Genomic DNA, 13,013 nt, shown 5'->3' on the forward strand with positions numbered 1-13,013 from the left:
GCGAAAAGTTCGCCCCGACGCTAGTTCCCGTCGCCCACGCAGGCGCTGAACAGCTGCGCGGCACCGCCGAGCGCACGCGCGCGGATATCGGTGTCGGCCGCCGAGATCCAGGCGGCGCTGCCCGGCGCCAAGGTGAGTTCGCGCCCGTCGTGGCGCAATTCGATCGTTCCGTGAGTGCACAGCACGATGCCGGGTCCGGCGTCGGCGAGGGCGACGGGCTCGGCGTCGGGCGCCAGATCGAACCGGCACAGCGCGAATTCGGGAGCCGGGGTCTGGTAGCGGACGCTGCCGTCGGGACCGGGTTCGGGTTCGATCACCGGCAGGTCGATCGGTTCGAAGTCGAGCACGCGCAGCAACTCCGGCACGTCGACATGCTTGGGGGTGAGCCCGCCGCGCAGCACATTGTCGGAGTTGGCCATGATCTCCACGCCGACGCCGCGCAGGTAGGCGTGCAGATTTCCAGCCGCGAGGAACAGGCCCTGGCCCGGTTCGAGGGTGAGCCGGTTGAGCAGCAGCGCGGCGAGCACCCCCGCGTCACCGGGGTACACCTCGGCCAGTTCCAGCGCGGTGCGAACCTCGGCGGTGAACTCGCGCGGTCCGGCGCCCGACAGGTACCGCACGCAGCCCTCGAGCACCGTGGGCAGCAGGGTGGCAAGGGCGGCGGGCGGCAGGGTGATCCAGGTGGTGAACAGCGTGCGCAGGCCGGCCGAATCGGGTTGGGCGGCAAGCAGTTCGGCGTACACACTGAGGCCGGGCACGTTCAGGGCGCGCAGCAGGTCGACCGTGCGCTGTGGGTTGCGGAAACCGGCCAGCGCCTCGAAACGCTCCAGCGCGACGACCAGTTCGGGTTTGTGGCTGTCGTCGCGGTAGTTGCGCAGCGGCGAGTCGAGCGGCACACCCACCCGGTTCTCCCGCTGGAAACCGGCAAGCGCCTGCGCCGAACTCGGATGCGCCTGCAGCGACAGCGGTTCCTCCGCCGCGAGGATCTTCAACAGGAACGGCAGCCGAGGACCGAAACCCTCGGCCACCGGGCCCAATTCGCGCACCGGATCGGCGGCCAGTACGTCGAGCAGCGAGCGCGAGCTGCCGTTGGACTTCACGTGCGCGGGGTCGGCGGGGTGCGCGCCGAACCACAGTTCGGCCTCCGGATGCGCCGAGGGCACCGGCCTGCCACACAACCGAGCGAGCGCGGTGCGCGATCCCCATGCGTAAGAACGCAGCGCACCAACGAGTTCCTGCACTAGTAGCGTCCCCCGTCGTGATATCGGTCCTGGTCGCTCGCGGCCGCACCGTGCGAGCCGAGGCGAAGGTAGGCCGCGGCCATGTCGAGCCGCAGTGCGAGCACCGCCAGTTGCACGAGCTCACTGCCGTGCCCACCCCCTGCGGCGGACGTGGCGGTCGCACTCTCGGCCGAAGGCTCCGACCCGGGTTCGGCGAGCTGGGACTGGAGTACGTCGACATCGGCGTGCACGAGATCGGCGTCGACGAGCCCACCTCCCGCGCCCTCGAACACGGCAAGCTTGCGGCGCGCGGCCGCCTGATCGGGGTGCACGCTGAGGGCGAGCACACGCACCCGGTCGACCGGTGCCGGACCGTCGAGTTCCTCGTCGTGGAACAGCGGATCGAAACCGGGCGCGGCGCCACCGGCCGCCTGGGCGAGCCTGCCCACGGCGGCGACGGTGTCGGCCAGATCCGCGGCCGAGGCCAGCTTGCCCGCCGACTGCAGTAGCACCTCGGTGCCGTGCCCGGCCAGTTCGACCGCGGCGGGGGAGTCGCCTGCCAGGACGACGCCGACGCCGTGCATGCGGGTCGCGAGGGTTTTGGCCGGGTTGTGGAACACCTCGTTGTGCGGTCCGTCGCGCAGGGCCTCGGCGTCGAGCACGTCGGCGAGCGCGGTCAGCTCGGGGGTGGCGGGGACACTGCGCTGGGCGTCGACACCGCGCAGCACCGCGATACCGACGGCGAGGAAACGCAGCAACCGGTTGTGGTCGAGCACGGGCACGCGGGGTTCGAGGACGATCGCGCGACCGGCGGCGACCGCCCGCAGCGGGCCCTCGTTGGGGGCGGCGATCACGACTTCGGCGCTGCGCCGCACGGCCCGGTCGACGGCGTCGATCAGGCGTGGGTCGCCGGCGTCGTCACCGGCGACGAGCACCACGTCCAGCGGCCCGACCCACGGCGGCAGCGCGGTGACGGGCACGATCGGCAGTCCGGCACGGTCACCGAGGGTGGCGACCAGCAGTCCGGCTGCCCGGGCGGCGCGCCCCGATCCGGTGACGAGCACCAGGCTGCGCGGCCGCAATTGCGACAGACGTTCGATCAGTGAGGTCTCGGCGACCGCGGCGGCGGTGGCCCGCACCTGGGCACCGCCCGAGGCCGCCGATCGTAAGAAGCCGCCCGTGTCGGCCGCCTCGAGCGACGCGGCATCATCGAGGTCGAAAACCGGTGTTCCAGCGATCATCGCCGAGTCCACCTCCCCTCATCGCGCTGTGTGCTCCACGGCCGTCTGGTTTCCATGTTCCCGGTCAGGCGCGGACGATGCTCAGGATCTCGGTATCGAACAGAGCCGTTGTACTCGTTCGGCCGGTCCCCGATCATGTGGTTCCGCATCCTGGTTTCCATGTTCCCAGTCAGGCGCGGACGATGCTCAGGATCTCGGTATCGAACAGAGCCGTTGTACTCGTTCGGCCGGTCCCCGATCATGTGGTTCCGCATCCTGGTTTCCATGTTCCCAGTCAGGCGCGGACGATGCTCAGGATCTCGGTCACGAGTGCGTTTACTTCGGTCTGCGATCCGGCCTCGACGTTGAGTCGGAGCAGGGGTTCGGTGTTGGAGGCGCGCAGGTTGAACCAGGCGTGGTCGCCCAGGTCGACGGTGACGCCGTCGAGGCGGTCCACCGACACGGTGCGGTCGGCGAAGGCCGCGAGCACGGCGGCGGTGCGATCGGCGGCGTCGGCGACGGTCGAGTTGATCTCGCCCGAGGCCGCGTACACGTCGTAGGCGGCCATCAGTTCCGACACCGGCCGGTCGCCCTCACCGAGTGCGGCGAGTACGTGCAGCGCGGCGAGCATGCCCGAGTCGGCACCCCAGAAATCGCGGAAGTAGTAGTGCGCGGAGTGCTCGCCACCGAACACCGCGCCGGTGGCGGCCATCTCCTGCTTGATAAAGGAATGGCCGACCCGGGTGCGCACCGGCTTGCCGCCGAGTTCCTCGACCAGCTCGGGCACCGCACGGGAGGTGATGAGGTTGTGGATGACGGTCGACCCCGGCTCCTTGGCCAGCTCCCGCTGCGCGACCAAAGCCGTGATCGCCGACGGCGACACCGGCTCGCCCCGTTCGTCGACGACGAAGCACCGGTCGGCGTCACCGTCGAAGGCCAGACCGATGTCGGCACCGCTCGAGCGCACCAGCGCCTGCAGGTCGACGAGGTTCTTCGGATCGAGCGGGTTGGCCTCGTGGTTGGGGAAGGAGCCGTCGAGCTCGAAGTACAGCGGCACGATGGTGACGGGCCCGAGCGTTCCGAGCACAGCGGGGACGGTGTGCCCGCCCATGCCGTTGCCCGCGTCGACCGCGATGGTGAGCGGACGGACCTCGTCGAGATCCACGAGCTCGCGCAGGAAGCTCGCGTAGTCGGCGAGCAGATCGACGGTCGAGGCGGAACCGGGCGCACCGTCGTAGGCGGGCACACCCGACACGACTTCGGCCGCGATGGTGGCGAGACCGCTGTCCTGACCGACCGGCAGCGCGTTGGCCCGGCACAGCTTGATGCCGTTGTATTTGGCCGGGTTGTGGCTGGCGGTGAACATGGCGCCCGGACAACCGAGCCTGCCGGAAGCGAAGTACAGCTGATCGGTGGAGGCGAGCCCGATGTGCACCACATCCAGGCCCTGACCCTGCACGCCCTGGGCGAACGCCTCGGCCAGCTCGGGGGAAGACTCACGCATGTCGTGGCCGATGACCACGCGCTCGGCGCCTTCGGCACGCATCAACCGGGCGAACGAGGCACCCACATCGCGCACGAACCCGGCGTCGATCTGCTCGCCCACCACCCCGCGGACGTCATAAGCCTTGATCACGGCGTTCACGAGTTCGCCAGAGCGCGCGAGGGTCGTCATGCCGCAAAGCCTAGCCGATCCGCCTCCCCGGGACTTTTGGCCAGACTCAGGCGCGGGGGAGGTGTCGTTGGCGGCCAGACTTGGGTGGGGTGTCGGGTTTGCCCGTGCCCGGTGAGTTACCCATGTGCTCACCTGCTGCCCGCGGAACTTTTGGTCGGACTCAGGTGTGGGGGAAGGAGGCGTGGGCGGCAAACCGAGCGGCACGTGGCCCGGAGCCGCAACGCCGGATCGCGCAAGCACATGGGTAACTCCCCGGGTACGGGCTCCGGTGACCCGGCACGGGAGTCTGGCCGCCAACGCAGGTCTCTCCGCGCACGAGTCTGGCCAAAAGACCCGGGGAGGCGGGACAGCTATGGGTCGGGGAGGACTCGTAGGTGGCCGCGGCGGCCGGTGCGGGTTTGGCGGGGAGCCGGGGTGGAGGTGTCGCGGTAGCCGGGCTGGTCGGGTTCGGCGGGGCGGCGGCGTAGGCCTGCTTCGCGAACGGCTTCGGCCAGGGCGGTGAGATCGTCGTCGTCGGGGGTGCTGGAGGAGAAGCCGCCTTCGTGGCGCACCAGTTCCCAGCCCTTGGGGGCGGTGATGCGGCAGGCGTGGGTTTCGCACAGATCCCAGGAATGCGGTTCGGCGACGGTGGCCAGGGGTCCGACGACGGCGGTCGAGTCGGAGTACACATACGTCAGCGTCGCTACAGCCGGGTTCTTGCAGCCGGGTCGGCAGCAACGACGCATAGGGATCACGACGTCGAGATTAACCCTCCCGCCCACAAAAGTGGATACGGACACGCGGTGACAAGGGCGTCGTTCTCGCGCGCCGCTACTCCGGTTCGGGGTCGATCAGGTCGGGATCGACACCCAAGTAGGTCGCGATCTGTTGCACGAGAACCTCGCGCAACAGCTCGACGAGATCGTCGGGATCGGCGGCGCGCAGCTCGAGCGGCTTACGGAAGAGCACCACGCGCGCGCGGGTGGCGGCACCGTGACGGTCGACCCCCGCGGGGATGAGCCGCGACAGCGGGACCGGGCCGTCGGCGACGACCTCGTCCGGCCAGGTGACCGAATCAGGATGCAGTGGACGGATTTTCGGCACATCGTCGACGGCGATGTCGAGTTTGGTCAGCCGGTCGTGCCAGCGGGTGTCCAGCGGTGCGAAGGCCTCGAGCACCAGCCGGTCGAATTTCTGGCCGCGCGTGCGCCAGGCGGGCACCGTCGGCGGGAGCATGGGGCCACGGACACCGCGACCGCGGCGGGTCACCGAACGAGCGGTCGGCGCCGGAAGATGTCGCCGGGAACGTGCCATGGGTACTTCGCCTCTCTCGCCTGACCGGTAAACGGGCGTTCGCCCGGAGACACCGACGTACTGCGCCTGCGTGGCTCCGGGCCAGGCCTGGAGAGTCTACTTTCGAACAGTCACTTATCCGATTCCGCGCTTCAGCCTGCGACGCTCTCGTTCCGAGAGACCGCCCCAGATGCCGAAACGTTCGTCATGCGCCAGCGCGTATTCCAGGCACTGGTCACGCACTTCACAGCCCAAGCAGATGCGCTTGGCCTCACGGGTCGAGCCGCCCTTCTCGGGGAAGAACGCCTCGGGGTCGGTCTGAGCGCAGAGGGCACGTTCCTGCCACTGCTCTTCGATCGACTCGAACATTTCGTCGAAGCCCGTGACGACCAGACTCAGCCGGGGGGCCGCGACTTCGCTTGCCGCGTCCGGTTCCGGCCAGCTCGTTTCAGCGCAGACAGCGTTAGCTGCGCCTGCTGTGGAATCGGTCGGCGAGACCAGGTTTTCGGTCATCGTTCCGCCTCCTCACTATGTGTTAGCGCAGAATGATTTCCGTCGGACCAACTAGAACCCCGACGGCCCAACACCGCGACGTAGTCTCGCGGGCTTCCCCGAGCCTGCCTTCCGGCGCGCCGGCACCCTCTCGCAAACGCCCCCGCGCTATGTCTTCTCGCGGTGACCGGAATGACATGTCTGTGATTAGACACGCCGCACTTGCCGGTGGTCAACCCGCCGTCACCCTTCCGTTACACTCCGGACCCGCCTTTCGTGTTGATCTTGTTATGTGCCGTGGCAAATGACCAGCAACTTTGTTCTTCAGCACGGGGAAACAACCCGGCAACCGGCACCACTTAGGCTGTGTCCCTGTGACTGCACAACACGCGGTGCGCGAGCCCAAGATCGCCGTTCTCGTCGGTGGTGTCGGGGGTGCACGGTTCCTCCTTGGTGTCAGGCAACTGCTGCCCGACGCTGATATCTCGGCCATCGTCAACGTCGGTGACGACGTCTGGATGCACGGCCTCCGCATCTGTCCCGACCTCGACACCTGCATGTACACCCTCGGTGGTGGCATCGATCCCGAACGTGGCTGGGGCCACGCGAACGAGACCTGGCACGCCAAGGAGGAACTGGCGAAATACAACGCCAAACCCGATTGGTTCGGGCTCGGCGATCGCGATATCGCCACTCACCTCATTCGCACCGAGATGTTGCGCGCCGGATTTCCGCTGTCCGCGGTCACCGAAGCGCTGTGTAATCGGTGGCAGCCGGGCGTGAAACTCATTCCGGCAACCGACGACCGCTGCGAAACCCACGTGGTGGTCAGCGATCCCGACAATGCTGGCGAACGTCGCGCGATCCACTTCCAGGAATGGTGGGTGCGGTACCGCGCGGCGCTTCCGACACACGGATTTGCCTCCATCGGCGCCGAACAAGCCTCTCCCGCACCAAATGTGACCGATATCATAGCCTCGGCTGACGCCGTGTTGCTCGCCCCCTCGAACCCCGTCGTGAGCATCGGATCGATCCTCGCCGTGCCCGGTATCCGCGGCGCGTTGCGCACCACCGAAGCCAAGGTCGTCGGCCTGTCTCCGGTGATCGACGGAAAGCCGTTGCGCGGCATGGCCGATGAGTGCCTGAAGGTGATCGGGGTGGATTCGACGGCCGAAGGAGTCGGCAGGCATTACGGCGCCCGCTCGGCCACCGGCATCCTCGACGGTTGGCTCGTCCACTCCACCGACACCGCCGAGGTGCCCGGTGTGGAGGTGCGCAGCGTGCCGCTGCTCATGTCCGATCCCGAGGCGACGGCCGAGATGGCCCGCGCCGCACTGGAACTGGCGGGGGTGAAGGCGTGAACTCGCCGACCGACCACGCGGCGGGGGAACTGCGGATCCTGCCGGTCACCGGGCTGCCGGAGTTCCGGCCCGGCGACGACATCGCCGAACACCTTGTGGCACAGGCGCCCTGGCTCGCCGACGGCGACATCCTCGTGGTGACGAGCAAGATCGTGTCCAAGGCCGAGGGCCGCATCGTCGCCGCCCCGACCGACCCCGAGGAACGCGACACCGCCCGCCGCGAGCTGGTCGACGCCGAGGCGGTGCGGGTGCTCGCGCGCAAGGGCCGCACCCTCATCACCGAGAACCGGCTCGGCATCGTGCAGGCCGCCTCCGGTGTCGACGGCTCCAATGTCGCCGAGGGCGAATTGGTGCTGCTCCCGGTGGATCCCGACGCCAGCGCCAAAGCGCTGCGCACGGCCGTCGCCCAGCGGCTCGGCGTCGACGTGGCCGTGGTCGTCACCGACACGATGGGCCGCGCCTGGCGCAACGGCCAGATCGACGCGGCCATCGGCTCGGCCGGCCTGCGCGTGCTGCACGACTACGCGGGTGCGGTCGACGGGCAGGGCAACGAACTGCAGGTCACCCAGGTGGCCGTCGCCGACGAACTGGCCGCCGCCGCCGACCTGGTGAAGGGCAAGCTCGGCGCGGTGCCGATCGCGGTGGTGCGCGGCCTGCCGACCGTCGACGACGGTTCCACCGCGGCGGCGCTGCTGCGTGGCGGGGTGGACGACCTGTTCTGGCTCGGCACCGCCGAGGCGATCGAACTCGGCCGCAAACAGGCTGTGCCGCTTCGTCGTTCGGTGCGCGCGTTCAGCGACGAGCCGGTCGACCCGGAACGGCTCAGGGCCGCGGTCGCCGCCGGTCTCACCGCCCCGGCTCCGCACCACACCCGGCCGGTGCGCTTCGTCTGGTTGCGTGATCGCGAAGTGCGTGCCCGGCTGCTTTCCGCCATGGCCGACAAGTGGCGTGCCGATCTCGCGGCCGACGGGCTCGACCCGGAGCGGATCGAACGTCGCGTCGCGCGCGGGCAGATCCTGGCCGACGCGCCGGAGGTCGTGATCCCGTTCTGCGTGCCCGACGGTGCGCACGACTACCCGGACGCGCGTCGCCAGGCGGCCGAGCAGACGATGTTCACCGTTGCCGTCGGCGCTGCCGTGCAGGGTCTGCTCGTGGCGCTGGCCGCCGACGGTCTCGGCAGCTGCTGGATCGGCTCGACGATCTTCGCACCGGAGGTGACCCGCGAGGTCCTCGGACTCCCCGGAGACTGGAACCCGTTGGGCGCCATTGCGGTCGGCCATCCGCAGGAGACACCCGAGCCCCGGACGGTCGGCGACCCCGGCCCCGGTCTGGTCGAACTGTGAACCGCACAGCGACCGCGTGCGGACACGGTCGGCGACGCCGTCCCGTGTCGGGTCGAACTGTGAGCCGTGTGGGGGCGGCGCGCCGCTCGGTGCATTCAGATGCCGCCGGCTCGATGTGGCGCCGGGCCGGTGCGGAGACGCCGTCATGAGCGCCGAATCCCTGCACGCCTCCGCGACCGACCTCCTCACCTCCTGGAAACCACCGACCGACGCGGATTCCTCACTGCGCGAAGCGATGCTGGCATTTCTCGGGTCCGCGCCGCGCGGCTGTCTGCGTGAACACGCGCCCGGCCACATCACCGCCTCGGCGATCGTGTTGTCGCACGACCGCCGCGAAGTGCTGCTCACCCTGCACCCGCGCGTGGGTCGCTGGATCCAGCTCGGCGGCCACTGCGAGCCCGGTGACGACACCGTCGCCGACGCCGCGCTGCGCGAGGCGGTCGAGGAATCCGGCATCCCCGACCTGTCGCTGATGCCCGGTCTGTACGGCGCGCAGGCGCATCCGATCACCTGTTCGCTCGGTGTGCCGACGCGTCATCTCGACCTGTTGTTCGAGGTCGTCGCCCCGCCCGGGGCGGTACCGGTGCGCAGCTCCGAATCCACCGATCTGCGGTGGTGGCCGGTCGACGGGCTACCACCTGGCGCCGACGTGGCGCTGAAAGGCTGACCCCTCGCTGACCGGCGATCGTGGCGGGGGCCCCCCCGGAGGGGGGGCGGCCGCCATTTCCGTTATCTCCCCGTTATCTGCTTTACAAATTCGCAAATTTGTCTAGACATCGACCGGAGGTGAGGCCTATCGTCTGTGACAGAGAGTTACGCACATCACATGTGTGAGATGTGCCTCAGGATGGAGACAACGATGTCCACCGACGCCAACCCGTCCGAACGGACGGCAGCGCCGCCGCAATGGCGCGATTCCAAGCGATACCTGTGGCTGTGGGGCCTGTTCGCTCCCACCGGACTGTTCACGATCGCGATCCCCATGATCTGGGGCCTCAACCAGCTCGGCTGGCACCGCCTGGCCGAAGTGCCGTTCTGGCTCGGCCCGGTGCTGGTCTACATCGTGATCCCGCTGGCCGACCTGTTCTTCGGCCCGGACGGCGACAACCCGCCCGACGAGGTCATGGAACAGCTGGAGAACGACAAGTACTACCGCTACCTGACCTACCTCTACCTGCCGTTCCAGTACGCCTCGCTGATCTTCGCCTGCTACATCATCACCGCCGACAACCTGCACTGGCTCGGCTTCCCCGGCGGTGCCAATGTGGTCGACAAGATCGGCATCGCGATCAGCGTCGGCATGATCGGCGGCATCGGGATCAACACCGCGCACGAATTGGGCCACAAGAAGGTCGAATTGGAGCGCTGGCTCTCGCGTATCGCGCTGGCCCAATCGTTCTACGGGCACTTCTACATCGAGCACAACCGTGGTCACCACGTGCGGGTCGCCACCCCGGAGGACCCCGCCAGTTCACGTCTCGGCGAGTCCTTCTGGGCTTTCTGGCCGCGCACCGTCTGGGGCAGCCTGCGCTCGGCTTGGCACCTCGAGAAGGAACGGCTCGCCCGCCTGGACAAGGGCCCCTGGACGCTGCGCAACGACGTGCTCAACGCCTGGGCCATGTCGGTGGTGCTGTGGCTCGGGCTGATCCTGGCCTTCGGAATCGAGGTGCTGCCGTACCTGATCCTGCAGGCGGTGATCGGCTTCAGCCTGCTCGAGTCGGTGAACTACCTCGAGCACTACGGCCTGGTCCGGCAGAAGACACCGAGCGGGCGCTACGAGCGGCCCGCTCCCGAGCACAGCTGGAACAGCGACCACCTGGTCACCAACATCTTCCTCTACCACCTGCAGCGCCACAGCGACCATCACGCCTACCCGACCCGTCGCTACCAGACGCTGCGCAGCTGGGACGGCGCACCGAACCTGCCGAGCGGTTACGCCAGCATGATCCTGCTGAGTTACTTCCCGCCGATCTGGCGCAAGGTGATGGACAAGCGACTGCTCGCGCACTACGGCGGCGATGTCACCTTGGCCAATATCGAACCCAAGCGCCGCGAGCAGGTGCTGGCGAAGTACGGAACGGAGGCGCCATGAGTGCGTACAAATGCCCCGTCTGTGATTATGTCTACGACGAAGCCGAAGGCGCTCCCCGCGAGGGTTTTCCGGCAGGCACCTCATGGTCGGCGGTGCCCGACGACTGGTGCTGTCCCGACTGCGGAGTGCGGGAGAAGATCGATTTCGAGGCGGTAGGAGTAGCGCGATGACCGAATACAAGCTCTTCCAGTGCGCCCAGTGCGGATTCGAATACGACGAAGCGCAGGGCTGGCCCGACGACGGCATCGCCCCCGGCACCCGGTGGGACGACATCCCCGACGACTGGACCTGCCCGGACTGCGGCGCCCGCAAATCCGATTTCTTCATGGTCGAGATCGAACGTTCGTGAGCGCGGCGCGCCAGGGTGCGCGCCCGCCGTACCAGGAGGCCGCGCGCGAACTGCTGCGTACCTCGGTCCTGGACTCCATGCGCGAGCTGCTCACCGAACGGGACTGGTCCAAGATCACCCTCGGTGACGTCGCCGCCAGGGCCGGGGTGAGCAGGCAGACGCTCTACAACGAGTTCGGGTCGCGCGCGGGCCTTTCCCAGTCCTACGCGCTGCGCCTGGCCGACTCCCTCGTCGACCAGGTGCGTGACGCGATCCACCGGCACGTCGGCGATGCGCACGAGGCCATCCGCGACGGCATGACCGGCTTCTTCTTCGCCGCTGCGGCCGACCCGCTGGTCCGCTCGCTGCTCGCCGGGGAGATGAAGCCTGATCTGCTGCGGCTCATCACCCTCGACGCGGGCCCCCTGCTCGAACACGCCACGGCACGCCTGGCCGACGTCTTCCAGCACAGCTGGGTGAACGCCACCGAGACCGAGGCCGATATCCTCGCGCACGCGCTGGTGCGCATCGCGCTGAGTTACATCCCCAATCCGCCGGTCCCCGAACGCGACGCACCCGCCGAGATGGCCGCGTTGCTGAGTCCCTATGTGGAGGCGATTGTTCAGGCACGCGGTATCCGCCCCTAGACAGAGTGGGACGGATCACTATAAGGGGTGATCTGCTCTTATTCGCGGTGATGTAACCATCACCACGTTTGAGGAGCGGCCGCTGTGTAACGTGCCCCTGGTCTGTCAGTATTCACATCCGTCGGCAGTTGGTCTTTTTGTAGCGGAGCGGGTGTGCAAACGGTTGGCAAACCGGGGGGTTTTCGTGATCCCAAACGGTATCTCTGGGCTCTCGGGCTGATCGCGCCGGCGTGCGCGCTGCTGCCCTCCCAGCTCGTATACCGCACCGGCGCCGAAGCGTTCTGGTGGATCGGCCCCGTGATCGTGCTGATCGCGATTCCCGTCCTGGACTGGATCGTCGGCGAGGACGGCAACAACCCGCGCGACGAGGATTACGAAGCGCTCTCGCGGGACCGCTACTACCGCTGGTGCACCTATCTGTTCCTGCCCATCCAGCTCATCGGCCTGCTGCTGGCCTGCGCGATGTGGGCGGGCAGCGACCTCGATGTCGTCGACAAGCTCGGTCTGGCCGCCACGGTCGGCTTCGTCAGCGGCATCGGCATCAACGCCGCCCACGAGTTGGGCCACCGGGTGGAGCGTGCTGAAAGATTGCTGTCGAAGATCGCGCTCGCCCAGTCGGGGTACGGCCACTTCTTCGTCGAACACAACCGCGGCCATCACGCGCGGGTCGCGACACCCGAGGATCCGGCGAGTGCCCGCATGGGTGAGTCATTGTGGGATTTCTTGCCGCGCAGCGTGATCGGTGGCTTCCGCTCGGCCGTGCAGCTGGAGCGCGCACGCCTGGCCAGGAAGGGTCTGCGCTGGTGGAACCCCGGCAATCAGATCCTGCAGGCGTGGTCGATGTCGGTGCTGCTGTTCGGTTCGCTGGTGCTGGTCTTCGGGCTCGCGATCGTGCCCTGGCTGGCGCTGCAGGCGGTGATCGGAGTGATGCTGCTCGAGACCGTCAACTACGTCGAGCACTACGGACTGCTGCGCGCGCGCAAGCCCAACGGGCGCTACGAACGCTGCTCCCCGCGCGACAGCTGGAACTCCGATCGCCTGGTCACCAACATCTTCCTGTTCCATCTGCAGCGTCACAGCGACCACCACGCCAACCCCGGCCGCCGCTACCAGACCCTGCGCAGCACCAGTGAGTCACCGCAGCTGCCGGCCGGATACGCGACCATGATCCTGCTGGCGGCCGTCCCACCCCTGTGGCGTGCGGTGATGGACCCGCGGGTGGCCGCCCATTACGGCGGCGATCTCAGCCTGGCGAACGTGGCGCCGGTCAAACAGCGACGGTTGCTGGCCAGATACCGCGCGGCCGCCTGACTCCGACCTGGGCGGAGGCGGGAACAGGGGCGGCCGCAGACGGTAGCCTTGC

At 68.3% G+C, this 13,013-nt stretch carries 14 protein-coding genes; 8 read left to right on the plus strand and 6 right to left on the minus strand.

The genetic code is table 11. From position 1 onward, the window contains the following. Positions 1–20: 20 nt before the first annotated feature. From manA to LDL21_RS04285, 6 genes are all read right to left on the minus strand, one after another. Positions 21–1,241 carry a mannose-6-phosphate isomerase, class I gene (manA, locus tag LDL21_RS04260; protein ID WP_225278874.1) on the minus strand — a complete coding sequence of 407 codons (1,221 nt, stop codon included), beginning with the start codon at positions 1,239–1,241 and terminating at the stop codon, positions 21–23. Next, positions 1,241–2,461 (minus strand): amino acid adenylation domain-containing protein, encoded by a 1,221-nt coding sequence (locus LDL21_RS04265; protein WP_225278875.1) that lies wholly within the window; start codon positions 2,459–2,461, stop codon positions 1,241–1,243. Before LDL21_RS04265 ends, manA begins: the two co-directional genes overlap by 1 nt. A 274-nt stretch (positions 2,462–2,735) precedes the next feature. Further along, positions 2,736–4,115 carry a phosphomannomutase/phosphoglucomutase gene (locus LDL21_RS04270; RefSeq protein ID WP_225278876.1) on the minus strand — a complete coding sequence of 460 codons (1,380 nt, stop codon included), beginning with the start codon at positions 4,113–4,115 and terminating at the stop codon, positions 2,736–2,738. 350 nt (positions 4,116–4,465) lie between these two features. Next, a complete protein-coding gene (locus tag LDL21_RS04275; protein ID WP_225279228.1) occupies positions 4,466–4,840 on the minus strand; it encodes a DUF3499 domain-containing protein in 375 nt (124 codons plus the stop codon). An 85-nt stretch (positions 4,841–4,925) separates the two neighbouring features. Continuing rightward, complete coding sequence (locus LDL21_RS04280; protein ID WP_201449895.1) at positions 4,926–5,408, minus strand: metallopeptidase family protein; 483 nt, start codon at positions 5,406–5,408, stop codon at positions 4,926–4,928. 114 nt (positions 5,409–5,522) lie between these two features. Further along, a complete protein-coding gene (locus LDL21_RS04285; protein WP_133733920.1) occupies positions 5,523–5,756 on the minus strand; it encodes a WhiB family transcriptional regulator in 234 nt (77 codons plus the stop codon). A 515-nt stretch (positions 5,757–6,271) separates the two neighbouring features. Between LDL21_RS04285 and cofD the strand changes: the two genes are divergently transcribed. The 8 genes from cofD (at position 6,272) to LDL21_RS04325 (ending at position 12,961) form a co-directional block, all read left to right on the plus strand. Next, positions 6,272–7,240: a 2-phospho-L-lactate transferase gene (gene cofD, locus LDL21_RS04290; RefSeq protein WP_181700323.1), complete on the plus strand. Its 969-nt coding sequence runs from the start codon at positions 6,272–6,274 to the stop codon at positions 7,238–7,240. After that, on the plus strand, positions 7,237–8,583 hold the full coding sequence (locus tag LDL21_RS04295) for a coenzyme F420-0:L-glutamate ligase (protein WP_225278877.1): 1,347 nt from the start codon (positions 7,237–7,239) through the stop codon (positions 8,581–8,583). Before cofD ends, LDL21_RS04295 begins: the two co-directional genes overlap by 4 nt. A 145-nt stretch (positions 8,584–8,728) precedes the next feature. Then, complete coding sequence (locus LDL21_RS04300) at positions 8,729–9,250, plus strand: NUDIX hydrolase (protein WP_225278878.1); 522 nt, start codon at positions 8,729–8,731, stop codon at positions 9,248–9,250. Positions 9,251–9,442: 192 nt separating this feature from the next. Continuing rightward, the gene (locus LDL21_RS04305; protein WP_225278879.1) at positions 9,443–10,675 is read left to right on the plus strand and encodes an alkane 1-monooxygenase; all 1,233 of its coding nucleotides are present in this window, start codon (positions 9,443–9,445) and stop codon (positions 10,673–10,675) included. Next, positions 10,672–10,845, plus strand: a complete 174-nt coding sequence (locus LDL21_RS04310; protein WP_225278880.1) for a rubredoxin — start codon at positions 10,672–10,674, stop codon at positions 10,843–10,845. The genes LDL21_RS04305 and LDL21_RS04310 overlap by 4 nt, the downstream gene beginning before the upstream one ends. Beyond that, positions 10,842–11,024, plus strand: a complete 183-nt coding sequence (locus LDL21_RS04315; RefSeq protein ID WP_181700258.1) for a rubredoxin — start codon at positions 10,842–10,844, stop codon at positions 11,022–11,024. Before LDL21_RS04310 ends, LDL21_RS04315 begins: the two co-directional genes overlap by 4 nt. A 77-nt stretch (positions 11,025–11,101) precedes the next feature. After that, entirely contained in the window at positions 11,102–11,650 is a 549-nt protein-coding gene (locus tag LDL21_RS04320) for a TetR/AcrR family transcriptional regulator (protein WP_225279229.1), read from the plus strand. A gap of 153 nt (positions 11,651–11,803) precedes the next feature. Continuing rightward, positions 11,804–12,961: an alkane 1-monooxygenase gene (locus tag LDL21_RS04325; RefSeq protein ID WP_225278881.1), complete on the plus strand. Its 1,158-nt coding sequence runs from the start codon at positions 11,804–11,806 to the stop codon at positions 12,959–12,961. Positions 12,962–13,013 lie beyond the last annotated feature (52 nt).

The organism is Nocardia rosealba (assembly GCF_020216065.1).
Taxonomy (GTDB): Bacteria; Actinomycetota; Actinomycetes; order Mycobacteriales; family Mycobacteriaceae; genus Nocardia; species Nocardia rosealba.